This is a genomic window from Allobosea sp. Tri-44 (genome assembly GCF_004123845.1).
Taxonomy (GTDB): Bacteria; Pseudomonadota; Alphaproteobacteria; order Rhizobiales; family Beijerinckiaceae; genus Allobosea.
This window is the reverse complement of the sequence record NZ_NBDP01000019.1, coordinates 391218-416085: the sequence shown is the minus strand read 5'-3', so window position 1 is coordinate 416085 and position 24868 is coordinate 391218. Positions and strand designations below refer to the sequence as shown.

Here is a 24868-nt window from a genome sequence, read left to right as displayed (position 1 = left end):
CGATGGCATCGTTCAACGCCCGCATCACCATGCCGGCCGAGGCCAAGGCCGGCGAGATCGTCGAGGTCCGCGTCCTCGTCCGCCATCCGATGGATCGCGGCGGCCAGGTCGACGCCGAAGGCCGCGTCGTGCCGCGCAAGATCCTCAACCGCCTGACCGTGACCTACGCCGGCGAGCCGGTGTTCCGCTACGACATGCACACCGGCGTCTCCGCTAACCCGTTCGTCAGCTTCACCACCCGCGCCGTCGAGACCGGGGAGCTGACCTTCGAATGGCGCGAGGATGGCGGGGCGACCTTCACCCGCACCGCCCGTCTCGTCGTGACATGAGCGCCGCCGGCCGCGCGCTCGCGGCAGCCCTGCTCGCGCTGGCGAGCCCAGCCTTCGCCGACGAGATCAAGCCGGGCAGCGCCTTCCTTTCGCCGGAGATGCAGCGGCAGCAGGAGGATCAGGGCCGCAATCCCGGCTATCTCTGGGTCGAGCAGGGCGAGGAATTGTTCAGCCGCCGCGAGAGTGTGTCCCCGACCTGCATCTCCTGCCATGCCGATCCCGGGCAGAGCCTGCGCGGGGCGGCAGCTCGTTACCCGCAGGTCGACCGCGCCAGCGGCAAGCTGATCAACCTCGAGGGGCGTATCGAGCAGTGCCGGGTCGAACGCCAGAAGCAGCCGGCCTTCGGCTATGAGAGCCAGGACCTGCTCGGCCTCACTGCCTATGTCGCCTCGCTGTCGAAGAGCGTACCGCTGTCGGTCTCGGCCGACGGTGCGGCAAAGCCGTTTTACGAGGCTGGCAAGGCCTTCTACGAACGCCGGCAGGGTCAGCTCAACCTCGCCTGCACGCAGTGCCATGACGATCTCGTCGGCCAGAAGCTGCGCGGCGACACCATCAGCCACGGCGTCGGCACCGGCTATCCTGCCTACCGTCTCGAATGGAACGGCGTGGGCTCGCTGCACCGGCGATTGCGCGCCTGCTCGCTCGGCGTCAGGGCGACGCAATTCGATTACGGCTCCGACGACTATCTCGCGCTTGAGCTCTATCTCGCCGTGCGGGCCAAGGGGCTCGCGCTGGAGGCCCCCGGTCTGCGACGATAGGCCTTGGCGACAGTCGCGCGAGCCGTCACGATCCCGGCACAGTCCTGTCGGAGACGTCTTGGATGCTTCGCCTGCCTGCCCTCGTCGCCGCGCTGCTGATCGCCACTGCCGCCATCGCCCAGCCCGATGCCGAGCCATCGGCCTCCGCTGCCAGCGCGACCACGCCGCCGCCCTTCGTGCTCAAGGGCACCGAGGTCAGGACGATTCGGGCCAAGGCGCTGCAGCGTGACTACGAGATCTTCGTCAGCCTGCCGGAATCCTATCAGAGCCAGCCGCGGCGGCGCTTCCCGGTGCTGTTCGTCACCGATGCCGACTATGCCTTTCCGCTGGTGCGCAGCATCGCGCGGCGGGTCGGCAACCGGGCCAAGGGGCTGGAGGAATTCATCCTGGTCGGCCTGTCCTATTCAGTCGGCGACACGCCCGAATACAGCCGCCGGCGCGACTACACGCCGACGCCGAACGGCGAGAAGACGAAAGACCCATCGGGCAAACCGCCGGTCTTCGGCGAAGCGGAAGGCTATCGCCGCTTCCTCTCCGAGGAATTGATGCCCTTCGTCGCTGCGACCTACCGCACCGACACCACCCGCAGCATCTATGCCGGCCACTCCTATGGCGGATTGTTCGGCCTCTATGTCCTGCTGACCGAGCCGAAGCTGTTCCAGCACTACATCATCGGCAGCCCGTCGCTCTGGTTCGACCAGAAGGTGCTGCTCCAGCGCGAGCGCACCTATGCTGAAGCCAACAGGGAGCTGAAAGCGAACGTGCTGATGGCGATCGCCTCCTATGAGACGATCGACAAGGCCTCGGGCGATCCGCGCTACAACGGCAAGACCGACATGATCGCCGATCTCAGGGAGTTCGAGCAGGCGCTGCGCTCGCGCAGTTATCCCGGCCTCAAGCTCTCGACCGAGATCATTCCAGGCGAGGACCACCTCACCGTCTTCCCGGCGATCGTGACGCGCGGGCTGCTCTGGGCGTTGCCGGCCAGACGGGACTGACGTTCGTCATTGCGAGGAGCGGAGCGACGAAGCAATCCAGGGGAACATAGAGCTCTGCCGCCCTGGATTGCTTCGCTGCGCTCACAATGACGGCGAGAGCCCCAGCGCCTATGATTCTTTCTTGCCCTTGCCGTCCTTCGGCTTGTCCTTGTCCCGACCCTTGGGCCTGGCGCGATTGTGGAAGCTCGCATTGCCGAGCCCGGTACCGATCGTCAGCACCGCCCAATGTTCGACATCCTGCATGAAGGGCAGCTCGCTCAGGCCCTGCACGACGGCGTCGTTGTGCATGGTGACGACGGTCTCGTGCTCGCCGATCTCCGGCGCCATCTCGCGGATGCTCTCGACCAGGTTGAAGCGGCTGCTCGACCAGTTGCCGGGCAGGTTCTGGGCGCCGCGGTCGATCGCGCCATGAGGCTCGATCAGGCCCGGGCAGCCGACACCGATGAAAGGCGCGACCCGCAGACCCTCCTTTTCGGCGTGCCCGATTTGCTCGCGCAGCATCTTGCCAAGCCGCTTCACGGCCTCCTCGCGGCTCGTCTCCTCGTCGGCATGGCGCCAGAGCTCGGTTTCCCAGACGCGGGCCTTGCTGAGATCGGGCGCCTTGTCCTGGCGCAATTCGACGATGCCGGCGCGAATGTTCGAGCCGCCGATATCGACCGCCACCAGGCTGTCATAGGCCTCGAAGATCCATTTCGGCGCGAGATGGGCGCTGCCGACCAGCCCGGCTTCGTCCGAGTGATGGCGCACCGGCACGAGCTCGATCGAAAAGCCTTCTGTCTGCAGGATGATGCCGGCGCGCGCGATCGCCAGCTCGCCGATCCGGCTCTGCCGGAAGCCGCCGCCGACGACGATGCGCTCGACCGGGCTCCAGGCCTTCTGGCGCAGGAAGCGGCGGATGACGAAAGCGAGCGACTGGGCGAAGCGCTCCACTGCCGAGAGCACCAGCGCCGCCTCACGGGCCGTTCCCTCGGTGATGAGCTTGTCGAGCTCCGACTTGCTCGGTGTCTTGCCGGCCTCCGCCAGCGGATCCTCTCCCGCCTCGGCGAGATGGCCGCGCAGTTCGGCGAGATGATCCATGAAGGCGCCGCGGCTCGCCTTGTCGCCGAGGAAACCATCGGCATCGCGGATCTCGAGATTGTAGCTGGTGACGATAACCGAGGGCAGCTCCTGCGCCCCATGCGGTCCGTTCGCGCTCGCCTTGCTCGCCGTCGCCACTGCCATCGCTTCACCCCCGCCTTGAAACACGCGAAGAGAACGAGCAGGCACGCCGAGGGTTCCTGCGCCGCACCGCCGCATGCCCCGCCTGCGCTGCGGGCAGGCAAATTCAACCTGCTGGCGATTGACCGCGCCGGGCCGTTCCGCCTCCATAGCTGGCGGTCGGTTCGCGGCCGGGGGGTTACCTATGCTCGAAGTGATCGGCCGCTCGCTCATGATCGGCATCGGCGCAACCGCGCTGCTCGACCTCTGGGCGCTGTTCCTCAATCGCGCCTTCGGCATCCCGCTCGCGAACTGGGCCGCGGTCGGGCGCTGGTTCGCCTATCTGCCGCGCGGCCGCTTCGCGCACGACACCATCGCCGAGACGCCGCCGGTGCAAGGCGAACTCGCCATCGGCTGGATCATGCACTACCTCATCGGCGTCCTCTTCGCCGCGATCGTGCTGCTGTTCTGGGGCCTGGACTGGGCTCGCTATCCGACGCTGCTCCCCGCATTGATCGTCGGCATCGTCACGGTCGGCTGCGGCTGGTTCATCCTGCAGCCCGGCATGGGTTTCGGCCTCGCCGCGAGCAAGCGGCCCAACGCCAACCAGGTCCGGCTGATCGGCCTGATCAACCACATCGTCTTCGGCTTCGGCCTCTGGCTCACAGCGTTCCTGACGCGCTGAACGCCACCGACCGAGACTTCATACGCAAGGACGAAAGCCATGGCCGCGACCCTCTTCCACAATGCCCGTATCGTCGACGGCACTGTGCCCGAGCGCGCAGCGCCGGTCTCCGTGGTGGTCGAAGGTGGGTTGATCCGCGAAGTCGGCAAGAGCCTGCGCTCCGACAAGGCCAGGGTGATCGACCTCAAGGGCCGCACGCTGATGCCCGGGCTGATCGACGCCCATGTTCACGTCATCGCCGGCCTCGCCGATCTTGGCCGCAACGCTGCCTTGCCCGACTCGCTCGTCACCGTGCGTTCGCTGGTGATCATGCGCGAGATGCTGCTGCGCGGCTTCACCACGGTGCGCGATGTCGGCGGTGCCGATTTCGGCCTGAAGCAGGCGACGCAGGAGAACGACTTCCCGACGCCCCGCCTCGTCATCTCCGGCAAGGCCTTGAGCCAGACCGGCGGCCACGCCGATTTCCGCGGGCGCTATGAGGACAGGCTCGCGCCGACGACCCGCCATCGCCTCGGCGCGCTCGGCCGCATCTGCGACGGCGAGGCCGAGGTACGCCGCGCCGCCCGCGAGGAGCTGAAGGGCGGCGCCGACTTCATCAAGATCATGGCCAATGGCGGCTGCGCCTCGCCGACCGATCCGATCCATTTCCTCGGCTTCTCCGTCGGCGAATTGCAGGCGGTGGTCGAGGAGGCACGCATGGCCGGAACCTATGTCTCCGCCCATGTCTACACCGACGAAGCGATCCGGCGCTGCGTCGAGGCCGGTGTCCATTCGCTGGAGCATTGCAACCTGATCCAGGCCGAGACCGCCAAGCTCGCGGCCAAGAACGGCGCCGTCGCCGTGCCGACGCTTGTCACCTATGACAAGCTCGCCAGCGAAGGCGGCAGGCTCGGCTTCCCGCCCGATTCCGTCGCCAAGGTCGAATATGTCCGCGCCGCCGGCATGGAATCACTCGCGATCATGAAGAAGGCCGGACTCGCAATGGCCTATGGCAGCGACCTGCTCGGCGAGATGCATCGCCATCAGTCTGAAGAGTTCGTCATCCGCGGCCGGGCCCTGCCGGCGCATGAGGTGATCGGCGCCGCCACCCATGTCGCGGCCAAGCTCCTGAAGCTCGACGGCAAGATCGGTGCGGTCGTGCCCGGCGCCCATGCCGACCTGATCGTCGTCGACGGCGACCCACTGAAGGATCTGGCGCTGCTGACCCGCCAGGGCAAGCACATGCCTGTCATCATGAAGGCCGGCGCCTTCATCAAGCGCGCCCGGCTGGACTGACACGTCGATGAAGCCGTGGACGCAGCTCGACGTCGCATCGATCCCCGGCGGCGGCACGCTCAAGCTCATGCGCCGCGGCGAGGACGAGTTCTCGATCACGCTCGGCCATAACGAGCTGATGAACTCGCGCCTCAAGGGCTCGGAGGAGGCGCTGGCGACGCTCGCGATCGACAGGATTAGCAACCCAAGGCCGCGCCTGCTGATCGGCGGGCTCGGCATGGGCTTCACGCTCCGGGCCGCGCTCGCTGCCCTGCCGCCTGACGCCGAGATCGTCGTCGCCGAGCTGATCCCGGCGGTGGTCGCCTGGGCGCGCGGCCCGCTCGCCGCGATCTTCGCCGGCTGCCTCGACGATCCACGGGTCAGCGTGCGGGAAGCCGACGTCGCTTCGGTCATTCGTGAAGCGTCCGACCACTACGACGCCATCCTGCTCGACGTCGACAACGGGCCGGGCGGGCTGATGGTCGAGGCCAATGACCGGCTCTACGATTTGGCCGGCTTGGGCCAGGCAAAAGCGTCCTTAAGATCGGGCGGCGTGCTCGCCATCTGGTCGGCGGGGCCTGACCGCAACTTCACCCAGCGCCTGCGCCAGGCCGGCTTCGCGGTCGAGGAGAAGACGGTGCGCGCCCGCGCCGGAGCGGGCGGCGCCAAGCATATGATCTGGCTGGCCGAAGCAGCAGGCTCCACTTCAGCCGCGCGGCCTGCGCAGCAGCAGCCGAGGCGGCGGCGCTAACGCTGCCCCAGCAGGCGCGCCAGACTGGCCGAGAGTCCGATATTCGGCACCGCCGCCGGCAGAGCAAGATCACCTTGGATGGGTTTTGGTGATGGCTTGCGCGCCGCTTCCAGCACGGCGGCGAAGCCGACTTGCGTCGAGCAGATCACCGGCACGCCGACATGGGGCTGGACCCGCGTCGCCAGCCCGGCAAGCCCGGCTCCGCCCAGGATCACGGCCTGCGCCCCATCGCGCTCGGCCGTCAGCCGGCAGGCTTCCGCCAGCAGCGCAATCGAGCCATCGGGATCGGCGGCGATGTCCCCGCCTGTCGGCGCCACCGTCTCGACGGCGGCAAGCCTACCATCCAGCCCAAGCGCGGCAACAAACTCGGTCAGGATCGCTCCCCAGCGCTCGCCCCCGGTCACGATCGAAAAGCGCCCGCCTTGCGACGCCGCCTGTTGGCAGGCAGCCTCCGCCATCCCGATGACTGGCACGCCGGCGAGCTCCTTCAGGGCCATCAGCCCGGGATCGCCAAAGCAGGCGAGATAGACCGCATCGCAATCGGCGCCGTGCTCGGCGAAGGCGTCGAGCGCCGCATGGCCCGCAATGGCACCTGCACTGCGGCTGGAGATGTAACGCGCCCCGAAGCGGCCGGTCGCCGGCTTCAGCGTCACGCCGGCAGGCGTCAGCGGCGCCAGAACGCGCAGGACCAGCTCGGTCATCTCGGAACTGGTGTTCGGATTGAGGACGAGGATGCGCAAGATGAATCCGACAGGCGAGAATTGGCGACCGCCCGAGGTCAGTGGCTCGGGGCTGCGTCGACGAGCTTTGCCGTGCCCGCCTCTCCGCGGCAAGGGCAAACGACCCACATCTTTCGCATGATCGCCACGCGAAGAGAGCCGGCTTCGCAACGTCCTCCAGTTGCCACGGCTGGAACCATCACGCCGCGTTAGTGTTGCACGCTTAACCGAGCCCAATCGGAGTATGAACGATGCCAGCCAAATCAAAAGCGCAGCAAAAGGCGGCCGGAGCAGCCCTCGCGGCCAAGCGCGGAGACATCCCCAAGAGCGAGCTCAAGGGCGCCTCGAAATCCATGGCCAAGTCGATGACCGAGAAGGAACTCGACGAGTTGGCCTCGACCAAGCGCAAGGGCAAGCCCGAACATGTGGCGAAGCATTGAGGAAGGCGCCTGCGCCTCTCTATGAGGCGTGCCCGGTTCCCGCACCACGATACCGGTAGACCAGATCCTCGGGATCTGTCCTGGCGGCGCCGGCGTCGAGTTGAGCACCGAGCCTCTCCGCGACAGCAATCGAGCGCTTGTTGCGCGGGTCGACATAGCTGACGAGCGTCTCCAAGCCGAGCTGCTCGAAAGCCCAGTCGCGCAGGGCGGCCGCAGCTTCGCTCGCATAGCCCTGCCCCTCATGTCCGGCATAGATCAGCCAGCCCAGCTCCTTCTCGGGAAAGAGCGGTCCGTGATTGATGCCGACCTGCCCGATGCAGACACCGCCGGGCAGATCGATCATCAGGGCACCGTGGCCGAACAACGCCCACACCGCCACGTCATGGCAGAACACCCCCCAGGCGCCGCGCTGATCATAGGGACCGCCCATATACTGCGCCCGCGACGAGCCCAGGAAATCGGCATAGGCAGGAAAATCGGCCATGACCGGCGCCCGCAGGATCAGGCGCTCGGTCCGAATTGTCGGCACTACCGTCATGGCAAGATCGACCTCGACATCGGCGGAAGCGGCCCCCCTCCGTCGGTCGGGCTGTCGGCGCCTGTGGCAGAATGAGGAAAACTGGCGTCCCGGAAGGGATTCGAACCCCTGACCTACGGTTTAGGAAACCGTTGCTCTATCCTGCTGAGCTACCGGGACGCACGTTCTTGCGTTTAGCATAAAGCCGATGCGGGTGAAGCCTTCCTTTGCAGCGATCTTGTTGGTCCTCGGCAGCATGACGGCATCGATCGCTGTGACATGGGCCGCGGATGGCATTTGCGCGACGCCGGAGCCAACTGAAGCGGTCAGCCTCGCTGGTCTCGATCGGCATGGGGACTTGCTCCTCGCCGACGGCAGGACCGTCAGGCTCGTCGGCCTCGCGCCACGGCAAAACGATGCCGAGCGCGAGCGTTTCACCGCGCAGCTGACGCGTTGGCAGGGTCAGGCTTTCCGTTTGGTGCCGCTTGGTGGTGCGGATCGCTGGGGCCGCCTTCCAGCTCGTCTCCTCGCCACCGAGGGCGCTACCGATCCATTCGCAGGCCAGCCCGACCTGACCGCTGCCCTCCTCGCCGGAGGCGCCGCACTGCGCCTTGCCGAACCGGGCCTCGCCGCTTGCAACGAACTCTGGCGGAAGGCTGAACCACGACCGATAGCGGCCGGCCCCCAGAATCGTTCGCCGGCCAGCGCGCAGGGAGGTTTTGCCGCAGTGGCTTTCCCGGCCATCGACGGTCATGATGCTGCCGCGATGAAAGCGCAGGCGGGCCGGATCGTCGTGGTCGAGGGGCGTATCGCTGCCGTCGGAGAGCGGGCGCAGCGAACTTATCTCAATTTCGAGCGGCGACGCGGCGCCGGCGGCAGCATCGTATTGTCGCGCGCGCTGTGGCGTGAATTGCAGCGCAGCGGCTGGACCGCCGCGACGCTGACGGGTAAACGCGTGCGCGTACGCGGCGTGGTCGAGGGGCGCGATAGCCTCCTGATCGAAGCCGAGACGCGCAGCGCACTGGAATTGATCGACTAGGGGCCGATGCGGAGATTTCAGCGACATCGTCAGCCGTTCCGGGGCCGTCTGGCCGCCGTGGTGCTGCCGGCCCTGTTGCTGGCGGCCTGCTTTGGCGACCAGAACTCCGTGTTGGCGCCGCTCAACCAGCCCGGCGGCGAACCGGCGCCGCGCGTCGCCAGTCAGCAGCGCGGCACCGACCGCGAGCACCAGCGCCTGCTTTCGGCGTTCGGCGGCGAATACCGCGCACCGCAGGTCAAGGCCCTGCTGGAGGAGATCATTGCCCGCCTCGCCAAGGCCGGCGAGGGCCAGATCGGCAACTATGAGGTGACGATCCTGAACTCGCCGATCGTCAACGCCTTCGCCTTGCCGACGGGACGGCTCTACGTCACGCGCGGCCTGCTCGCCCTTGCGAACGACTCGTCCGAGATCGCCTCGGTGATGGCGCACGAGATTGCCCATGTCACCGCACGCCATGCCGTCGAGCGCGCCGAGATGGAGGCGGAATCGGCGCTGGTCAGCCAGGTCGTGGCGCAGGTGCTGAACGACCCGACCACCGGGGCGGCGGTGCAGCAGAGTTCGAAGCTCTCGCTCGCCCGCTTCTCGCGGCAGCAGGAGCTGACCGCCGACCAGATCAGCGTGCGCAACATCGCCCGCGCCGGCTACGACCCCTATGGTGCCGGCCGCTTCCTGGTCTCGCTCGGCCGCAATACGAGCTTCCGTGCCGGCCGCCAGGGCGGCGGCGACAAGAAGCTCGACATCCTCTCCAGCCATCCCTCGACACCGGAGCGCGTCGCCGCCGTCACCAATGGCGCCCGCCAGATCGGCGCGCCCGGTATCGGCGAACGCGAGGCGCCGCGCTGGCTCGCCGCGATCGACGGCATCGCCTTCGGAGACGATCCGGCCGACGGTGTGGTGCGTGGCCGCCGCTATCTCAACAGCGCGTTGCGCATTGCCTTCACCGCGCCCGATGGCTTCGAGCTCGAGGCGGCGCGTGAAATGGTGGTCGGCGTCAGCAATGACGGCACGCAGGCGCTGCGCTTCGACTCGGTCGCGCTGAAGGCTGGCCAGACGCTCGAATCCTATGTCGCCTCAGGCTGGATCGACGGCGTCGCCACCGCCGAGGTCCAGTCGCTTACGGTCGGCGACCTGCCGGCGGCGGTGACCTCGGGCAAGGGCGCCGACTGGACCTTCCGCCTCGCCGCGATCCAGGCCGGGCCGCGCGTCTATCGCTTCATCCTCGCCGCCAAGGGTCAGAACGATCCCGAGCGTGCCATGCGTGCTCTGCTCGACAGCTTCCGCAATCTCAGCGCCAGCGACGCGCAATCGGTCAGCCCGCTGCGGATCAGGCTCGTCACCGCCAACGCCGGCGACACCCCCGTCAGCCTCGCCGAGCGGATGGCTTCAACCGATCGGCCGCTCGAGCAGTTCCTGATCCTGAACGGGCTGGAGCGCAGCAGCAAGCTGACGCCCGGCCAGCGTTACAAGATCGTGAGCGAATAGCTCGCCTGCCGCTTTTTCTTATCGCCTTGTGCTAGCCTCCCCCCGGTTCGTCAGGACAGGGAGGCAGCCATGGCGCTCGATCGCCGCATCGTCGAACTCTACGACGAGTACACCCACAAGCCGCTCGACCGGCGCAGCTTCATGAACCGGCTGATCGCCATCGCCGGTTCCGCGGCGGCGGCCGAGGCGGCTCTTACGCTACTGGAGCCCAACTACGCCCAGGCCCAGCAGGTCACGGCGGACGATGCCCGCATCGAAGGCAAGCGCATCGACGAAACCATCGGCGGCGTGAAGCTCAAGGGCTATCTCGTCACGCCGAAGGCGCAGGCCAGGCGCGGCGGTGTCCTGGTCGTCCACGAGAACCGGGGCTTGAACCCGCATATCGAAGACGTCACCCGGCGCGCAGCGCTGGCAGGGTTCAGCGCGCTCGGGGTCGATTTCCTCACCCCGCTCGGCGGCACGCCGGCCGATGCCGACGCCGCCCGCGCCCTGTTCCCGCAACTCAAGCCCGAAGATGTCATCGCGCAGGGGCGCGCCGCTCTCGCATTTCTCAAGGCGCGGTCGGACGCGACCGGCAAGGTCGGCGCTGTCGGCTTCTGCTGGGGCGGTGGCACAGTCAACGACCTCGCCGTCAACGCGCCGGAGCTCAATGCCGGCGTCGTCTTCTACGGCCGCTCTCCCGACCTCGCCAAAGTCCCGCAGATCAAGGCGCGGCTGCTGATCCAGCACGCCGCCCGCGACACCCGCCTGGTCGAGGGCCTGCCGGCCTATGAGACTGCGCTGAAGGCGGCCGGTGTGAGCTATCAAGCCATCGTCTACCCGGATGTCGATCACGCCTTCCTCAACGACACCAGCGCCGAGCGCTACAATGCAGCGGCGGCCAAGCTCGCCTGGGAACGGACAGTGGCTTTCCTCGCCACCGAGACCGGCGCCACCTGACACGAAAAAGCCCGGCGGAGCGATCCGCCGGGCTTTTTGTAGCCAGTGTCGGAAAGGCTGCCCTCAGGCGGCCTCTTCCTGCAGGTCCTCGTCGCCCTCTTCGGCTTCGGCCGCCTCAGCGGCCTCACCCTTGCCGGCGCGGCGTGGCGACTTGGCGAGCTGGCCCTCGATCTTCTTCAGTGCTTCGGTCTCGGTGATCTCCTCGACCACCGCGATCTCGCGGGTCATCCGATCGATCGCCGCCTCGTAGAGCTGGCGCTCGGAATAGGACTGCTCGGGCTGCGCCTCGGAGCGATAGAGATCGCGCACGACCTCGGCGATGGCGACGAGATCGCCCGAATTGATCTTGGCTTCGTATTCCTGGGCCCGGCGCGACCACATGGTGCGCTTGACGCGGGCGCGGCCAGTCAAGGTCGACAACGCCTTGCCGACGATCTCGCCATCGGCGAGCTTGCGCAGGCCGACGCTCGCCGCCTTGGCGGTGGGAACGCGGAGGGTCATCTTGTCCTTGGCGAAGCTGACGACGAACAGCTCGAGCTTGAAGCCGGCGACTTCCTGCTCCTCGATCGCCGTGATCTGACCGACGCCATGAGACGGGTAGACGACGAACTCGCCCGTCTTGAAACCATGGCGCACAACAGCCTTCTTCGCAGTGGACATGCCGTTTCGACTCCTGATAACTCTCCGCAAGATGCGGAGACGCGACTTTCAGCCGCTGGCCGGGATGACCGGCGGCTCTCTGCCTGAAACGAAGGGGAAAGCCTTCTGGCCTCTCTCCCAGCGCAACACGCTCCCTCAGCCGATTGTTTCTTGCGGACCACCAGACACGAAGACAACGACACGCCGGGCATTCTGACCGGTGTTGCGTTGCTGTCGTCTCAGGGGGTGCCCCGTTTGTGTGACCTCGCAGGGGCAGGCGGAACGAACTCGACTGTAGCTTGTGGATACCACAAATATCGCGCCGAATCAAAGGTAAACGGAATGCAAACGCTGCCGGGCCGCATCGCGGCCGGCCATGGCTAATTGCAATCGCCGCCTGACGTAGGGTAAGATTCAGTCGCCCTCACCGGGCTCCGGCGACAGAAGCTCGAGCTTACCCGGCACGCCATCGAACTCCTTGGCGTCGGCGGGGCTGTCCTTCTTCTGTGTGATGTTGGGCCAGCTCGCGGCAAATTTCGCATTGAGCTGCAGCCAGTTGTCGAGACCTGGCTCGGTGTCGGGCTTGATCGCCTCGGCCGGGCATTCCGGCTCGCAGACGCCGCAGTCGATGCACTCGTCGGGATGAATGACGAGGAAGTTCTCGCCTTCATAGAAGCAGTCGACCGGACAGACCTCGACGCAGTCCATGTACTTGCACTTGATGCAGTTCTCGGTGACCACATAGGTCATGACGCTGTCCTTCCGATCGGCCGGCGCTTTTTAGAGCCGGTCGAGAGAATGTTTCAAGGCCCTGTCACGACCGGAAACGAAATCGAACTTCCATCGAAACGAGCGTTTCGAGAAGATTTTTCGCGGGCGTGCCAGCGCTCGCCACATCTGTCACGCGCTCTATCCCGCAGGCTCGTCCGGCGCAAGCGGCGCATCGCCGCGCTCGGGGCCGCTCAGGACCTCATATAGCGTTTGCGCCTGCTCATAGGAACCACGCCGGGCGGCAAACGCGGTCACACGCACCACCAGCGTTGCGTGCGGCAAAGCGAGCGTCAGCACATCGCCCGGCTTGAGGCCGAGCGCCGGGTTCGCGACGCGCTTGCTTGCAACCCGGACATGCCCCTCCTCCACCAGCTGCACGGCAGCAGGCCTGGTTCGCGCGAAACGCGCGAACCAGAGCCATTTGTCGAGGCGTTGCCGGTCGTCCCGCAAGCGATACCCCGGAGCTAGCTGGACCTCAGCTCTTGCGCCCGTCATTGCCCTCGAGCTGGGCCTTCAGGGCCAGGAGCTTGGCGAAGGGCGAATCCGGATCGGGCTGGCGCTCGGCCGGGCGCGGCCGGGCCGGCTGCTGGAAGCGCTGCTCCTTGCCGCCGCGCTCGTCGCGACGCGGACCGCCGCCGGGGCGGCCGCCATCGCGCTTGAACTCCGGCCGCGGGCCACGGTCCGGGCGTCCGTCGCGGCCCTGCTGGGCACTGCGGCCAGCCCCCTCCTGTGCCGCGGGCTTAGCCTCGCCACCAGCCGGACGCGGGCCGTTCCAGCCCCCTTCGCGCCAGCGATTCCGGTTCGGACGCTGCCCGCCGGGCTTGCCCTCGCCGCCTTCCGCAGCGGGAGTGGCCTCGGCAGCGCCGGGGCGACGGTCGGGCCGGCGGCCACGCTGTCCCTGCTCGGGACGCCGCCCGCCCTGATGGCGGTGCGGGCGCCAGACCTCGATCAGCTCCGGCTCGGCCGGCGGGGCCACCTCGACAACTGCTGCAGGCTCGGCCGCCGCTGTCTCGGCCTCGGCCTGAGCCGTGGCTTCCAGCGCCGGCTCGTCGCTCGGCAGCACCAGCATCGACATCGCATCGGCTGGTACGGGCTCGACCGGGCTGGCTGCCTCCTCCTCGGCCGGAGCGGCAGCGATTTCCGCATCGGTCAGGATCGGGGCATCAGCCGTCTCGCCCGCCGGTGCCGCGTTGTCGGAACTTTCGGTCGCGACCTCGCCATCGGACAAGGGCTCTTCGTTCAACGCGTCGACCTGCTCGGTCGCCAGGGCCGTGTCAGCCGCCGGCGCCTCAACTTCCAACGCCGAGGCGGCGACAGGGGCCGGCGCAGCCGCGAGCGCGACCGTGATCGCCGGCCCCGGACGCTTCACCGACACATAGCCGAGCGAGCGCAGGATCGAGGCGAAATCCTCGCCGGCGCAGCCGACGAGCGAGGTCATCGCGCCGGTGGCGACAAAACCGTCCTGATCGGCAGCGCCCACCGGCGGCTGGCCGAGCGTCAGGCCCGGACGATAGGCAATCGCGGGCCGGATCAGATCCGCCAGCCGCTCCAGAATGTCGACGCGCACCGCCCGCTCGCCGCAGACGCGGTAGCCCGCAGCGCGGTAGAGACCTTTCGGGATGTCCTTGTTAGCCGGAAACGAAGTTCGTCCCGACGATGCAAGATGAGAGATGTCGTCGAGCCCGGCCGCCTCGGGATTGCCGTGCTTCAGCGCCCAGAGCTGGGCGGCGAGCGCCCGCGGCGCCGGCTTCAGCAGGGCCGGGACATAAAGGTGGAAAGCGCCGAAGCGGATGCCGAGCTGGCGCAGCGCCGCACGACCTTCCTGGTCGAGCGTCTTCATCTCCTCGGCGACCTTGGCGCGCTCGAGCACGCCGAGCGCCTCGGCCGTCTGATAGGCGATGCCGCGAGCAATGCCGGCGGCGCTCTCGGCATTCTCGAGGATCTGGAGCGGGCCGAGCAGCTTGGTGACGTGATGCTTGAGCCAGGCCGACAGCCTATTCTCGATCTGCTCGCGGGCCTGTGCCGGCAGATGGTCGTCGACCATCAGGCGCAGGCGCGGCTCCAGCACCTTCTCGCCGGCGGTCAGGCGCGCCACAGGCTCGCCGATCCAGCGGACCAACCCATCATGCGACAGCACGAAGGCATCGTCGCCGGCCAGCACGACGCGCGAGGCGCGTGCCTCGAGCTCGCCGGCCAGCGCTTTCAGCGCCGCAGCATTCAGAGCCTTCGCTTCCGGCCCACCCGCCTTCGGGTCGGCCGTGAAACGGAAGCCCTGCAGCAATCCGACATGCTGACCCTCGACCAGGACATCGCCGGTCGCGGTGACTTCGGCCTCCAACATTGCATTCTCCCGCAGGCGACGCATCAACACGCTCGTACGCCGATCGACGAATCGGCTGGCAAGCCGTTCGTGCAAAGCGTCCGACAGCCTGTCCTCTACAAGACGCGCCACCCCCTGCCAATGCTCTGGATCGAGCAACCAGTCCGGCCGGTTGGCAACATAGGTCCAGGTTCGGACCTGGGAGATGCGGGCCGAGAGCGTGTCGATCTCGCCATCGACGCGGTCGAGGGCGGCCAATTGGCCAGCATACCAGTCCGGATCGAGCCGGCCATGTCGCATCAGGCGCAGATACAAAGTTGTCGCCAGCTCGGCATGCTGCATCGGTGCGATCTTACGGTAATCGGGCAGGCCGCAGACCTCCCAGAGCCGTGTCACGGCCGGCTTGCCTTGCGCCAGCCGCGCGACATCCTGATCGCGTGCCAGGATTTCCAGCGTCGTCATATCCTCGGCGATCAGGGCGCGGGTCAGCCCCTGCTCCTGCGGCTGGAGGTTGAGGCTGTCGATCAGGCCGGGAACCGAACGCAGATCGAGATCGGAATTGCGCCATTGCACTTGCCGGATCGATTCGAAGCGATGGTCCTCGATCGCCTCGACCAGTTCCTGCTCGAAGGGCGGCGAGCGTCCGGTCGTACCGAAAGTGCCATCGCGCAGATGCCGGCCGGCTCGCCCGGCGATCTGGCCGAACTCGGCCGGGTTGAGCTTGCGATAATGATGGCCGTCGAACTTGCTGTCGCCGGCAAAGGCGATGTGGTCGACATCAAGGTTGAGCCCCATGCCGATCGCGTCGGTGGCGACGAGATAGTCGACATCGCCCGACTGGTAGATCTCGACCTGGGCATTGCGCGTGCGCGGCGAGAGCGCCCCCAGCACCACCGCCGCGCCGCCCTTCTGCCGCCGGATCAACTCGGCGATGGCATAGACCTCCTCGGCCGAGAAGGCGACGATCGCCGAACGCCGCGGCAGGCGGGTGATCTTGCGGTCACCGGCGAAGGAGAGGTTCGACAGGCGCGGACGCGAGACGACGTTGACGCCGGGGATCAGCTGCTCGATCAGCGGCCTCATCGTGCCGGCGCCGATCAGCATCGTCTCTTCGCGACCGCGATGATTGAGGAGGCGATCGGCGAAGACATGGCCACGGTCGAGATCGGCTGCGAGCTGGATTTCGTCGATGGCGACGAAATCGACCGCGAGGTCGCGCGGCATCGCCTCGACCGTGCAGACCCAGAAGCTCGGCCGCTCCGGCTTGATCTTCTCCTCGCCGGTGATCAGCGCGACCGCCTGCGGGCCGACCTTGTCGACCACTCGGCTGTAGACCTCGCGCGCCAGCAGGCGCAGCGGCAAGCCGATCATCCCAGTCGGATGCGCGACCATCCGCTCGATGGCGAGATGGGTCTTGCCGGTATTGGTCGGGCCGAGCACCGCCGTGACACCGCGGGCGCGGAGCGAAGGCGGAAGGGAACGAGGTTGGATCAAGACGCTGGAGCTTTCCTGCAGTCTGGGCGGCCGCGAGCCCTATCGAGTCGGGCGGCGTAAAAGCAACCCGATTCGTGAACAGAACGAGTCCGGAACGAAGCGGGGTCGAATCGCTGACTCCCACAGAATCAGGTTTCGTTCACGGCGAGATATTGCGGCAAGCGATTCAAAAACCACAAGATTTTGAATCGCCCTCATTGACCATCCTTCGCCGACTTACGCGCGCGAGGCCGCTCTCGCCTATGTAGGCGCGCCACGCGGGAAGACGAGAGGGATCGGCGACGATTGCCGCAAGTGACCTGCCATCAGTCCCCAAAGACCTCGCCCAAGACCTGCGCCGCCTCGTCGGGCGCCTCGATATGGACGAAATGGCCGGCGCTCTCGCAGAAGCTCACTTCCACATCGTCGAAATAATGCGACAGGAAGGTGGACCAGTCGGCCTTCAGGATTGGGTCGTGCCGGCCCCAATGCACCCTTGTGCGCTGATGGATCGGCACGGACGGCGCCGGATGGCCGTCGATCGCGGCGATCCGCGCCGCGTTCTGGCTGCGATACCAGTCGAAACCGCCGCGCAGATTGCCGGGTTTCATGAAATTCTCGACCCAAAGGTCGAAGACCGGCGCGAAGGCATCCTTGCGATGGCACCAATGCGTCAGGAAGTGCCCGAGATAGAGGGCGCAGGCCTCGCGACTGGAGCCGATCAACTGCTCGGCCAGCGGCAATTGCTGGAAGGACTGGTACCAGATCTCGTTGACATGGCCGTCGCGGACCCAGGCCGAGCCGACGCTCGGTGTCGGGCAGTTGAAGAACAAGAGCTTCTCGACCCGCTGCGGATGGCGCCGCGCCAGTCCCTGCGCGACATAGGCGCCGACATCATGGCCGACGACGCCGACCCGGCTAAGGCCGAGCCCCTCCAGCAGCGCCGCCATGTCGTCGGCATGACTGTTGGCGCCGACATCGCTGCGCGGCCCCACCGATTTCCCGCTGTCGCCGAAGCCGCGCAGATCAGGCGCGATCAGCCGGAATTCACCATGCAGCCGGTTCATCAGCGGCAGCCAGCTCATCCAGAATTCCGGCCAGCCGTGCAGCAGAAGCACCGCCGGCCCATCGCCGACCTCGGCGACATGCAAAACGGTGTCGCGCACGACGACCTGGCGATGCCTGAGGTCGGGCGGCAAGGCGAAATCGCTGGACATGACGGCTCCGAATGCGAATCGCCGGAAAGGCTATCCCCTCACCCGGACCTCCCGCAATTCGTCGAACGGCAAAGCCTCCATGCAGTGCTGGTCGGACCGTGGCTGAAACGCAGGCGGGGATAGAAGACGATCTTATCCCCGGCGGTTCCGGCGGCCTCAGAATGGCGCGCTCCAGACCAGGGAGCACGCCATGCCGGACCAGCTACATCGTTCAGCCAGTGACAACGCACATTGGCGCGAGATCGTTCTTCTGCGCCGCAAACTCGTTTCGCTGAAGGCGCAGACGCGGCTGCTCCGGCACGAGCTCGCCCGCAAATACAATCCCGACCAGCCACGCGTGCCGGCCGGCAGCGCAGGTGGCGGGCAATGGACCAGCGGCGGAGGCGGCGGCGATCCGACGCTGACGGGCACCGACTGGCTGGGTGATCTCGGCAATGCCCTGGCGACCGCACTGAGCTTCAGCGACGTCGTCGCCGATACGAGCAGCGAGGAGAACTGGGCCTTCTATCAGGATGCGGCGCGCCCGGACGGCTCGCTGGCCGAACGCGCTATCGTCAATCGCGACGGCTCGACCATCCAGTCCGAATTTGCCGAACCCGGCCGCCGCAGCGATTGGGACGAGCGCCACACCGTCACTTTGCCCGAAGGCGGCAAGACCACCTTCGAGACCTCCGATCGCAGCCAGACGATCCGAGACGGCCGGCCTAATGGCCAAGTGGTGTCCCGCTCGACCTGGTCCGAGCGGGGGCCGGAGCGTGAGGCGACGGTACAAGAGGCGCGGAACCCATCACGCCCCGGCGGGCCGGCTCTCGCCGAAACCACGATCACATCCGCCCTGACCCTGTTCAACTGGCTCTCGGCTCGCAACAAACTCGACGGTCTGCAGGCGGTATTGGGCTTCAATGCCGGGGACTATGCCCCCAGCCCCGACGCAATCGATCTGAGCTTCGTCGGCCAACTTCGAGAGGACGAGGTCGATCGCGCCTGCCCACGCTTCCAAGAAGTGCGCAGCCGAACCGATGCGGCCGTCGATGCAGTCGGCCCGCGCAACAGCTACCGTTCAGCAGCAGAATTCGGAACAGCGGTTCATTCCAACTTGAAATGGCAGGTCGAAAACCTCGGCGATCCGAATTTTCGGGCAGAGCGTTCCTTTCTTAAGAGCCAGTACGAGGGAAAGCCGGATGAAGCCCCCTATGGATCACTGAATTCGCTCCGCATCGATGTCTACGAGAAGCGCCACAACGGAATCGTGTGCGTCTATGATATCAAGACCGGCAAAGCTGGCCTGTCTCCGGAGCGTGCGGCCGAAATTGCAGGAACTGTCTACAAGCGATTCACTGGCGTCCGTCGCATTGTCGTAACTGAAATCAGGCCAACGCGATGACGACGATCCGTCAGATCAACAGACTTGTGAGACCGCTGACTGGGCCGCAAAATGAATTTGTTCAGAAAGAATGGCAAACTTTCCACCGCACGATCCAGCACGTCATCAATCGTATCGATGTATTGCGTACATCAGAAGCAGATCATTTTCGAGTGATCTGGAAGTTTTGCCCTACTTTTAGCACAGGATTCACTCTCGAATGGGAAAAATGGTTTGTACCAGGAACACATCAATTCTGGTTCTGGTCCAGACCCGACATTGACGAAAGGTTCATCGCTTGCGTCAATGAGCAAATTTTACCGTGCATCCGAGACACACAAACTCTCGACGATTTCGTGCGACTGGTCACAGAGGCAGATTTCATCACAAGCCGACTGGCCGATCATGTCGACACCGACATCCGCATCGACATCGCCCGCGGCGATCTGGACACAGCTCGGATGAAATGCCGCGCGCTGCATGAGCGCTGCGCTCGCGACCCTGAATCCTACTGGGGACGCATCTGGCGGAAGACCACCGACCGCGCCGACCCCCTGCTCGAAGCCGGCGACAGGCCGGCACTGATCGCTCTGCTACACGAATGGGAGCGCGAGCTGATCACGAGGCTCGGTCTCGAAGCGTATTACGAACCGACGCCCTTCCCGCTCGAAATCAGTTCCGCGTCGTCGTCGCCGTCACGCCCGGATCGACCTTGAAGATCGAGGCCTCGATCACCGCGGTGCCGATCATCGTCTTCACCGAGATGCGCACCGGCAGCATCATGTTCGTCCCGGCGACGGGAGCGAGCCAGGTCGAGATTTCCTTGTTCTCGGCCATGAACTTGGTCGAGGGCCGCAAGGTGCGGTGTCCGGCGATCGGAACATAGCGCGCCTGGCAGACCGAGACCGGGCCGCTATAGCCGTCGATCTTGATCTCGCGCGTGCCGGAATAGCTCAGCTTGATGTCGTAGCGCGCCGCGCCGTCGAAGATCGCCAGCGTGCGATTGCAGGCAGCCGCGCCGCTGCCGCGGCCCGAGACCTCGACCGGCATCAGGAAGGCGCTGAGCGGGTCCATGATGTTGCGCTGGTGCTCGTCCTTGAGCGGGACGCGATCGGGCTTGGCATCGATCGGCGGCTCGATCGCCAGCGCCTGCACGGCGTTGCGGTCGAGCGCCATGCGCACGGTGCGGCTTTCGCTGGAATTGGCCGAGGAAACGGCAAAGGTCGCCGGCGAGAGCCTGCCACCATTGAGGTTGCCGGTCGCCGCGCCCGAGCCGCGCCCGCCGGTGAAGCTGCCGACGAGCCCGGTCAGCTTCGCATTGGCGTCGAGCTTGTAGCTGCCGCCGTCGATACCACCGGACAGGTTGGCCTTGCCGAGAGACAGGCCGAGCAGCGAGACGTCATAGGTCGCGTCGAGCGAGGCCGCCTGCGCGGCCGGCGCCGACAATGCAAGCATCAGCGCCGCGAGGCGGGCGCTGCTGGCAGACGGCAAAGCGAGCTTCATTGCGCAGGCTCCGGGCGCGACCAAGGGCGTCGCATGCACTGAGATTCGGTCCGAATCGTGACTGGCTCGCGCCAGCTTGGCGGGATAATGGTTACCGAGATGTTTCCGCAGGCGTTTCCGCGCACGTGCCTTGACGGCCCGCCAGCCGGCGGCTATAGACCCGCCACTTCAATTTGACTTCCGGTGCTTGCCTGCCGGCACGTCGCGTGTCGGCAATTTGCGTTGAGCATTCGGAGATTTTGGGAACACGATCATGGCCCGCCGTTGCGAACTGACCGGGAAAGCCACCCAGACCGGCCACCTCGTCAGCCACTCGAACCGCAAGACCAAGACGGTCTTCCGGCCGAACTTGGTCAACGTCACGCTGCAGTCCGATGCGCTCGGCCGCTCGGTCCGCCTGCGCGTCTCGGCGAACGCGCTGCGCACCGTCGACCATCGCGGCGGCCTCGACGCCTTCCTCGTCAAGGCTCCGGCCGGTGAGCTCTCGCCGGGCGCGCTGACGCTGAAGCGCGACATCGAGAAGAAGCTCGCCGCCAACTGAGCGGGCTTTCCCCTCGGGATTGAACGAAGCGGCCGCAAGGCCGCTTTTTTCGTTTGGGCTCTTCCGTCATGGTCGGGCTTGTCCCGACCATCCACGTCTTCCTTCCTGCAATGCGGTGGTCAAGACGTGGATGCTCGCCGCAAGGGCGAGCATGACGGTTGAGCCTCATCCCGCTCAAGCATGACGTGCGCTGTTACTGCGCCAGCTCGAACTCCAGCAGCACCGTCCGCTGCAGGAAAGTCGAGAAATTATCGTCCGAGATCAGAGTGACGATCGTCCGCCCGTTCTCTTGGTGGACGGCCATCCCCTCCATATTGTCGATCTCCTGGCCGAGATCGGCCTCGATCAGCAGCGGTCCGTCCAGCTGCGCGCCTGCCCGGATCGTACCGCCAGTAATGCGGCGGATGCGCATGCCGACGCCGCGCAGCGGCTTGTACCAGCGCTCCAGCAGCAGCATGTCGCCGCCCGGAAGGAAGGCGAGATCCGTGATGTCGTAGCCGTCGCGGCGGATCACCTGCAGCGTCCCCGGCTGGCGCCCGCCGATGATGAAGCCCGTGGTCGGCTCGTCCTCGCGGCCGGAGCGCTCCGAAATCGCGATCAGCGCCCCGGCGAGCGCATGGCCGACCGGCAGCACACCGAGCGCCTCCAGCCCACGATTGCTCGGCAGACGCTTCAGCGCCGGCGGCGTCGGCACGAGTTGCGCCCGCGCCTCGACGCCATGGCGGGCGAAATCAAAGCGCAGGATGTCATGGGCACGCTCGACGCCGATGAAGGCGATGCCACCCTGCATAGCGAGCGATTCGGTGTCGTAATAGCGCGAGCGATGCAGCGGCTTCCCGGACGCTCCGAGGATCGGCGCGAGCTCGGCCTCCTCCAGCCCGCTGAGCTTGCCGGCGCTGCGTGCGAGCTTGGCCGTCAGCCAGAAGCCGTTGTCGGTGATGGCGACGATCCGCGCCCCATCGGGCGAGCGCCACAGCCCCGAGAAGCCGCCGAAGCGGGGATGACTGCCCGAAAGCTGAAGCCCGCCGCGGAAGATCAGCTGCCCGAAGCGGGTCTTCGCGGCATTGCCGGGCTCGAAGCTCACGATCGGCCGCGCAGAGATACTGACCGGGACGCGCGCCGGCTCGAGGCTCTGCGCCCGCGCGGGCAGGCTGAGAGCCGCCGCGCCGAGGCCGGCGATGATGCTGCGGCGGCTCAGACTCATTGCAGGCGGCGCGAGCCTCGCGAGCCCGATCCGGCGGCAGCGTCCTCCTCGAACAGCTCCGCCAGCTTCTCGGTCATCACGCCGCCGAGCTCCTCGGCATCGACGATGGTGACGGCGCGGCGATAATAGCGCGTGACGTCGTGGCCGATGCCGATCGCGATCAGTTCGACCGGCGAGCGCGTCTCGATCTCGGCGATGATGTGGCGCAGATGCCGCTCGAGATAGCTGCCGGCATTGACCGAGAGCGTTGAATCGTCGACCGGCGCGCCGTCCGAGATCACCATCAGGATCTTGCGCTGCTCCGGCCGGCCGAGCAGGCGCTTATGCGCCCAGTCGAGCGCCTCGCCGTCGATGTTCTCCTTGAGCAGCCCCTCGCGCATCATCAGGCCGAGATTCTTGCGCGCCCGCCGCCACGGGGCATCTGCCGCCTTGTAGATGATGTGCCGGAGATCGTTGAGGCGGCCGGGATTGGCCGGCTTGCCCGATTGCAGCCAGCTCTCGCGCGACAGCCCGCCCTTCCAGGCGCGGGTGGTGAAGCCGAGCAGCTCGACCTTGACGCCGCAGCGCTCCAGCGTCCGCGCCAGGATGTCGGCGCAGGTCGCCGCGACCGTGATCGGCCGGCCGCGCATCGAGCCGGAATTGTCGATCAGCAGCGTCACCACCGTGTCGCGGAAATTCGTGTCCGATTCCTGCCTGAAGGAGAGCGGCTGGAACGGGTCGATGATGATGCGCGGCAGGCGCGAGGGATCGAGAGCACCCTCCTCCAGATCGAACTGCCAGGAGCGGTTCTGCTGCGCCATCAGCCGGCGTTGCAGGCGGTTCGCCAGCCGGGCGACGACGCCCTGCAGATGCGCCAATTGCTTGTCGAGATAGGCGCGCAGGCGCGTCAGCTCCTCGGCGTCGCAGAGCTCTTCCGCCGTGACGATCTCGTCGAACTTCTGGGTGTAAGGCTTGTAGTCGGTCTGCGGCCGGTCGTTGGCGCGGCTGTCGCGCGGACGCGGCGCCTCGCCGGCCTCCTCGGCCTCGGAGTTCTCGTCTTCCTCGTCCCAGTCCCCGGCCGGCGCGTCGGCAGCCTCGGAGGCGCCCTCCTGCAGCTCCTCGGCAGCGTCCTCGCTGGTCTCGGTCTCGGAGCGCTCGCCCTGGCTCTGCTGCTCGGCTTCGCCTTCTTCCTGCTGCTGCTCCTCGGAGGACTGGTCCTGGTCGTCCTCATCCTCATCGGACTCGTCGCCCTGACTGCTCTGCTCGGCCATATCGAGCGAGACCAGCATGTCGCGCACGGTACGGGCGAAGGCACGCTGGTCCTCGATCGCCTTGGCCAGCCGGTCGAGATCGCCACCGGCCTTGGCCTCGATCTGCTCGCGCCAGAGTTCGACCAGCTTCTCGGCAGCCTTCGGCGGTTTCAGGCCGGTCAGGCGCTCGCGCACCATCAGGGCGAGCGCATCCTCGAGCGGCGCATCGGCCCGGTCAGTGATCTCCTCATAGCGGCCGCCGCGATGATAGCGGTCCTCCAGCATCGCCGAGATATTGCCGGCCATGCCGCTCATCCGACGAGAACCGACGCATTCGACCCGTGACTGCTCGACCGCGTCGAACACCGCCCGGGCCGCATCGCCTTCGGGCGCGGCCCGGCGGTGGACCGCAGCATCATGGCAGGCGAGGCGCAGCGCCATCGAATCGGCATGGCCACGCAGGATCGCGATATCGCCAGCCGTGAGTTTGCGCGGCGGCTCCGGCAGGCGGGCGCGCTCGCCGACCAGCGAAGGTTTGTCGGCGGCGAAGACGATCTCCATCTCCGGCTTGCGCGCGATCGCCTTCATCGCGCCCGAAACCGCCCGCTTCAGCGGCTCGGCCGGCGCTTCCTTCGGGGTTCCGGGCTTGCGGTTGGAGATGCTCATAGCGCCTTCATGAAATGATGGAACGTCTGGCCGGCGACCGGATAGTCGTCCATGCGACCGCATTCGCGATAGCCCATGCGGGGATAGAAGCCCGGCGCCTGGATGCTCATCGTGCCGAGATAGACGCCGCGTGCGCCGTAGTCGCGCGCCGCCTGCTCGGCCATTGCCAGCAGCGCCTCGCCATGGCCGGCGCCGCGATGGCCCTCGTCGATCCAGAACAGATCGACATAGAGCCACTGCCATTTGAGCTCGCCGACGAGACCGCCGACCATGGCGCCGCTCTCATCGCGCAAGCTCAACGCCAATGGCTGCGCATTCCGCGGCCCGACCCTGGACTCGTTATGCGCGGCAAGACCGCGCAGGACGACCTCACGCGTCGCGGCAAAATCCGCTTCGCGCTGGATCGTGGCTCGCTTGCTCTCGGCGGCGATGCTCACCGGCGGGCTCCCTCAGCGCGCCCGTCCGTCATATTGGATCGACGTGAGCTCGGTCGGCTCGACGCCGGCAAGGCAACGCACGTTGATCGCGATGGTCGGCGTGCCGTCCGGCGCGTTGGCGCGGGCAAAGGATTCGATACCGCAGGCCTCGCAGAACAGATGTTGGATTTTCTGCGAGTTGAAGCGGTACTCGGTCAGCGCATCCTCGCCCTTGGTCAGGGTGAAGTTCGTCGCTGGGGCGAAGGCCAGCACCGAGCCGCGGCGCTGGCAATAGGAGCAGTTGCAGGTGATCGTCTTGGCAAGGTCGGCCTCGACCTCATAGGCGACCCGTCCGCAATGACAGGACCCTTCGTACTGCGCCATGGCCGGTCTCCCAATTAGTTGAGCGCGTTCCGAT

Annotated in this window: 26 protein-coding genes and 1 tRNA gene; 13 read left to right on the top strand and 14 right to left on the bottom strand. The window is 66.7% G+C overall.

What is annotated here, in order from left to right:
• Window positions 1–2 precede the first annotated feature (2 nt).
• The 3 genes from soxZ to B6S44_RS14225 all read left to right on the top strand — a co-directional run bounded on the left by soxZ (window position 3) and on the right by B6S44_RS14225 (window position 2085).
• Window positions 3–329: a thiosulfate oxidation carrier complex protein SoxZ gene (gene soxZ, locus B6S44_RS14235; RefSeq protein WP_129157530.1), complete on the top strand. Its 327-nt coding sequence runs from the start codon at window positions 3–5 to the stop codon at window positions 327–329.
• Window positions 326–1087 carry a sulfur oxidation c-type cytochrome SoxA gene (gene soxA, locus B6S44_RS14230; protein WP_129157529.1) on the top strand — a complete coding sequence of 254 codons (762 nt, stop codon included), beginning with the start codon at window positions 326–328 and terminating at the stop codon, window positions 1085–1087. Before soxZ ends, soxA begins: the two co-directional genes overlap by 4 nt.
• Window positions 1088–1149: 62 nt before the next feature.
• Window positions 1150–2085, top strand: a complete 936-nt coding sequence (locus tag B6S44_RS14225) for an alpha/beta hydrolase (protein WP_129157528.1) — start codon at window positions 1150–1152, stop codon at window positions 2083–2085.
• 108 nt (window positions 2086–2193) lie between these two features.
• On the opposite strand, the gene B6S44_RS14220 is transcribed toward B6S44_RS14225, so the two are convergent.
• Window positions 2194–3306: an ROK family protein gene (locus B6S44_RS14220; RefSeq protein WP_129157527.1), complete on the bottom strand. Its 1113-nt coding sequence runs from the start codon at window positions 3304–3306 to the stop codon at window positions 2194–2196.
• A gap of 181 nt (window positions 3307–3487) precedes the next feature.
• Here B6S44_RS14220 and B6S44_RS14215 point away from each other — a divergent pair, with 181 nt between their 5' ends.
• From B6S44_RS14215 to B6S44_RS14205, 3 genes are read left to right on the top strand one after another with little or no spacing between them, the layout of a single operon-like run.
• Window positions 3488–3967, top strand: a complete 480-nt coding sequence (locus B6S44_RS14215) for a DUF2938 domain-containing protein (protein ID WP_129157526.1) — start codon at window positions 3488–3490, stop codon at window positions 3965–3967.
• A gap of 39 nt (window positions 3968–4006) precedes the next feature.
• Entirely contained in the window at window positions 4007–5242 is a 1236-nt protein-coding gene (locus tag B6S44_RS14210) for a metal-dependent hydrolase family protein (protein ID WP_129157525.1), read from the top strand.
• A gap of 7 nt (window positions 5243–5249) precedes the next feature.
• Entirely contained in the window at window positions 5250–5972 is a 723-nt protein-coding gene (locus B6S44_RS14205) for a spermidine synthase (RefSeq protein WP_129157524.1), read from the top strand.
• Here the strand turns inward: B6S44_RS14205 and B6S44_RS14200 are convergent.
• Window positions 5969–6712 (bottom strand): aspartate/glutamate racemase family protein, encoded by a 744-nt coding sequence (locus B6S44_RS14200; RefSeq protein WP_129157523.1) that lies wholly within the window; start codon window positions 6710–6712, stop codon window positions 5969–5971. The two genes, B6S44_RS14205 and B6S44_RS14200, sit on opposite strands and share 4 nt — an antisense overlap.
• Before the next feature lie 230 nt (window positions 6713–6942).
• On the opposite strand from B6S44_RS14200, the gene B6S44_RS14195 reads away from it, so the two are divergent.
• A complete protein-coding gene (locus tag B6S44_RS14195; protein WP_129157522.1) occupies window positions 6943–7131 on the top strand; it encodes a DUF3008 family protein in 189 nt (62 codons plus the stop codon).
• A gap of 19 nt (window positions 7132–7150) precedes the next feature.
• Here the strand turns inward: B6S44_RS14195 and B6S44_RS14190 are convergent, their stop codons facing one another.
• Together B6S44_RS14190 and B6S44_RS14185 are read right to left on the bottom strand one after the other, a co-directional pair.
• Window positions 7151–7669 (bottom strand): GNAT family N-acetyltransferase, encoded by a 519-nt coding sequence (locus B6S44_RS14190; protein WP_129157521.1) that lies wholly within the window; start codon window positions 7667–7669, stop codon window positions 7151–7153.
• An 82-nt stretch (window positions 7670–7751) separates the two neighbouring features.
• Window positions 7752–7828, bottom strand: a tRNA-Arg gene (locus tag B6S44_RS14185).
• A 28-nt stretch (window positions 7829–7856) separates the two neighbouring features.
• On the opposite strand from B6S44_RS14185, the gene B6S44_RS14180 reads away from it, so the two are divergent.
• The 3 genes from B6S44_RS14180 (at window position 7857) to B6S44_RS14170 (ending at window position 11108) form a co-directional block, all read left to right on the top strand.
• A complete protein-coding gene (locus B6S44_RS14180; RefSeq protein WP_129157520.1) occupies window positions 7857–8687 on the top strand; it encodes a hypothetical protein in 831 nt (276 codons plus the stop codon).
• 6 nt (window positions 8688–8693) lie between these two features.
• Window positions 8694–10169, top strand: a complete 1476-nt coding sequence (locus tag B6S44_RS14175; RefSeq protein ID WP_129157519.1) for a M48 family metalloprotease — start codon at window positions 8694–8696, stop codon at window positions 10167–10169.
• 69 nt (window positions 10170–10238) lie between these two features.
• Window positions 10239–11108 carry a dienelactone hydrolase family protein gene (locus tag B6S44_RS14170; protein WP_129157518.1) on the top strand — a complete coding sequence of 290 codons (870 nt, stop codon included), beginning with the start codon at window positions 10239–10241 and terminating at the stop codon, window positions 11106–11108.
• Window positions 11109–11171: 63 nt separating this feature from the next.
• Here the strand turns inward: B6S44_RS14170 and B6S44_RS14165 are convergent, their stop codons facing one another.
• The 5 genes from B6S44_RS14165 to B6S44_RS14145 form a co-directional block, all read right to left on the bottom strand.
• Window positions 11172–11768 carry a CarD family transcriptional regulator gene (locus B6S44_RS14165; protein ID WP_129157517.1) on the bottom strand — a complete coding sequence of 199 codons (597 nt, stop codon included), beginning with the start codon at window positions 11766–11768 and terminating at the stop codon, window positions 11172–11174.
• 393 nt (window positions 11769–12161) lie between these two features.
• Window positions 12162–12497, bottom strand: coding sequence for a ferredoxin FdxA (gene fdxA / locus B6S44_RS14160; protein WP_126115113.1), 336 nt, complete (start codon window positions 12495–12497; stop codon window positions 12162–12164).
• A 159-nt stretch (window positions 12498–12656) separates the two neighbouring features.
• Window positions 12657–13013 carry an RNA-binding S4 domain-containing protein gene (locus tag B6S44_RS14155; protein ID WP_349236371.1) on the bottom strand — a complete coding sequence of 119 codons (357 nt, stop codon included), beginning with the start codon at window positions 13011–13013 and terminating at the stop codon, window positions 12657–12659.
• On the bottom strand, window positions 12994–16329 hold the full coding sequence (locus tag B6S44_RS14150) for a helicase-related protein (protein ID WP_129157695.1): 3336 nt from the start codon (window positions 16327–16329) through the stop codon (window positions 12994–12996). The genes B6S44_RS14155 and B6S44_RS14150 overlap by 20 nt, the downstream gene beginning before the upstream one ends.
• Window positions 16330–16637: 308 nt before the next feature.
• Window positions 16638–17528 (bottom strand): alpha/beta fold hydrolase, encoded by an 891-nt coding sequence (locus B6S44_RS14145; protein WP_129157515.1) that lies wholly within the window; start codon window positions 17526–17528, stop codon window positions 16638–16640.
• Window positions 17529–17718: 190 nt separating this feature from the next.
• On the opposite strand from B6S44_RS14145, the gene B6S44_RS14140 reads away from it, so the two are divergent.
• Entirely contained in the window at window positions 17719–18912 is a 1194-nt protein-coding gene (locus B6S44_RS14140; RefSeq protein ID WP_129157514.1) for a hypothetical protein, read from the top strand.
• Window positions 18909–19607, top strand: coding sequence for a hypothetical protein (locus B6S44_RS14135; RefSeq protein WP_129157513.1), 699 nt, complete (start codon window positions 18909–18911; stop codon window positions 19605–19607). Before B6S44_RS14140 ends, B6S44_RS14135 begins: the two co-directional genes overlap by 4 nt.
• On the opposite strand, the gene B6S44_RS14130 is transcribed toward B6S44_RS14135, so the two are convergent.
• A complete protein-coding gene (locus tag B6S44_RS14130) occupies window positions 19564–20394 on the bottom strand; it encodes a DUF3108 domain-containing protein (protein ID WP_129157512.1) in 831 nt (276 codons plus the stop codon). The genes B6S44_RS14135 and B6S44_RS14130 overlap by 44 nt on opposite strands.
• Window positions 20395–20647: 253 nt before the next feature.
• Here B6S44_RS14130 and rpmB point away from each other — a divergent pair, with 253 nt between their 5' ends.
• The gene (gene rpmB / locus B6S44_RS14125) at window positions 20648–20935 is read left to right on the top strand and encodes a 50S ribosomal protein L28 (protein WP_129157511.1); all 288 of its coding nucleotides are present in this window, start codon (window positions 20648–20650) and stop codon (window positions 20933–20935) included.
• Between the two features lie 193 nt (window positions 20936–21128).
• Here rpmB and B6S44_RS14120 read toward each other — a convergent pair whose 3' ends face one another.
• From B6S44_RS14120 to B6S44_RS14105, 4 genes are read right to left on the bottom strand one after another with little or no spacing between them, the layout of a single operon-like run.
• The gene (locus tag B6S44_RS14120; protein ID WP_129157510.1) at window positions 21129–22139 is read right to left on the bottom strand and encodes an esterase-like activity of phytase family protein; all 1011 of its coding nucleotides are present in this window, start codon (window positions 22137–22139) and stop codon (window positions 21129–21131) included.
• Window positions 22136–24034, bottom strand: coding sequence for a cobaltochelatase subunit CobT (gene cobT / locus B6S44_RS14115; protein WP_129157509.1), 1899 nt, complete (start codon window positions 24032–24034; stop codon window positions 22136–22138). Before cobT ends, B6S44_RS14120 begins: the two co-directional genes overlap by 4 nt.
• Entirely contained in the window at window positions 24031–24471 is a 441-nt protein-coding gene (locus B6S44_RS14110; RefSeq protein WP_129157508.1) for a GNAT family N-acetyltransferase, read from the bottom strand. Before B6S44_RS14110 ends, cobT begins: the two co-directional genes overlap by 4 nt.
• 12 nt (window positions 24472–24483) lie before the next feature.
• Window positions 24484–24834, bottom strand: coding sequence for a GFA family protein (locus B6S44_RS14105; protein ID WP_129157507.1), 351 nt, complete (start codon window positions 24832–24834; stop codon window positions 24484–24486).
• Window positions 24835–24868: the final 34 nt, after the last annotated feature.

Excerpts from the sequence above, each read along its gene's own strand:
- B6S44_RS14135 (WP_129157513.1), top strand. The coding sequence starts at position 18,909 with ATGACGACGATCCGTCAGATCAACAGACTTGTGAGACCGCTGACTGGG.
- B6S44_RS14120 (WP_129157510.1), bottom strand. The coding sequence starts at position 22,139 with ATGAGTCTGAGCCGCCGCAGCATCATCGCCGGCCTCGGCGCGGCGGCT.
- B6S44_RS14195 (WP_129157522.1), top strand. The coding sequence starts at position 6,943 with ATGCCAGCCAAATCAAAAGCGCAGCAAAAGGCGGCCGGAGCAGCCCTC.
- B6S44_RS14105 (WP_129157507.1), bottom strand. The coding sequence starts at position 24,834 with ATGGCGCAGTACGAAGGGTCCTGTCATTGCGGACGGGTCGCCTATGAG.
- rpmB (WP_129157511.1), top strand. The coding sequence starts at position 20,648 with ATGGCCCGCCGTTGCGAACTGACCGGGAAAGCCACCCAGACCGGCCAC.
- soxA (WP_129157529.1), top strand. The coding sequence starts at position 326 with ATGAGCGCCGCCGGCCGCGCGCTCGCGGCAGCCCTGCTCGCGCTGGCG.
- B6S44_RS14180 (WP_129157520.1), top strand. The coding sequence starts at position 7,857 with ATGCGGGTGAAGCCTTCCTTTGCAGCGATCTTGTTGGTCCTCGGCAGC.
- B6S44_RS14205 (WP_129157524.1), top strand. The coding sequence starts at position 5,250 with ATGAAGCCGTGGACGCAGCTCGACGTCGCATCGATCCCCGGCGGCGGC.
- B6S44_RS14155 (WP_349236371.1), bottom strand. The coding sequence starts at position 13,013 with ATGACGGGCGCAAGAGCTGAGGTCCAGCTAGCTCCGGGGTATCGCTTG.
- B6S44_RS14220 (WP_129157527.1), bottom strand. The coding sequence starts at position 3,306 with ATGGCAGTGGCGACGGCGAGCAAGGCGAGCGCGAACGGACCGCATGGG.
- soxZ (WP_129157530.1), top strand. The coding sequence starts at position 3 with ATGGCATCGTTCAACGCCCGCATCACCATGCCGGCCGAGGCCAAGGCC.
- B6S44_RS14215 (WP_129157526.1), top strand. The coding sequence starts at position 3,488 with ATGCTCGAAGTGATCGGCCGCTCGCTCATGATCGGCATCGGCGCAACC.
- cobT (WP_129157509.1), bottom strand. The coding sequence starts at position 24,034 with ATGAGCATCTCCAACCGCAAGCCCGGAACCCCGAAGGAAGCGCCGGCC.
- B6S44_RS14130 (WP_129157512.1), bottom strand. The coding sequence starts at position 20,394 with ATGAAGCTCGCTTTGCCGTCTGCCAGCAGCGCCCGCCTCGCGGCGCTG.
- B6S44_RS14165 (WP_129157517.1), bottom strand. The coding sequence starts at position 11,768 with ATGTCCACTGCGAAGAAGGCTGTTGTGCGCCATGGTTTCAAGACGGGC.
- B6S44_RS14175 (WP_129157519.1), top strand. The coding sequence starts at position 8,694 with ATGCGGAGATTTCAGCGACATCGTCAGCCGTTCCGGGGCCGTCTGGCC.
- B6S44_RS14190 (WP_129157521.1), bottom strand. The coding sequence starts at position 7,669 with ATGACGGTAGTGCCGACAATTCGGACCGAGCGCCTGATCCTGCGGGCG.
- fdxA (WP_126115113.1), bottom strand. The coding sequence starts at position 12,497 with ATGACCTATGTGGTCACCGAGAACTGCATCAAGTGCAAGTACATGGAC.
- B6S44_RS14140 (WP_129157514.1), top strand. The coding sequence starts at position 17,719 with ATGCCGGACCAGCTACATCGTTCAGCCAGTGACAACGCACATTGGCGC.
- B6S44_RS14225 (WP_129157528.1), top strand. The coding sequence starts at position 1,150 with ATGCTTCGCCTGCCTGCCCTCGTCGCCGCGCTGCTGATCGCCACTGCC.
- B6S44_RS14145 (WP_129157515.1), bottom strand. The coding sequence starts at position 17,528 with ATGTCCAGCGATTTCGCCTTGCCGCCCGACCTCAGGCATCGCCAGGTC.
- B6S44_RS14210 (WP_129157525.1), top strand. The coding sequence starts at position 4,007 with ATGGCCGCGACCCTCTTCCACAATGCCCGTATCGTCGACGGCACTGTG.
- B6S44_RS14170 (WP_129157518.1), top strand. The coding sequence starts at position 10,239 with ATGGCGCTCGATCGCCGCATCGTCGAACTCTACGACGAGTACACCCAC.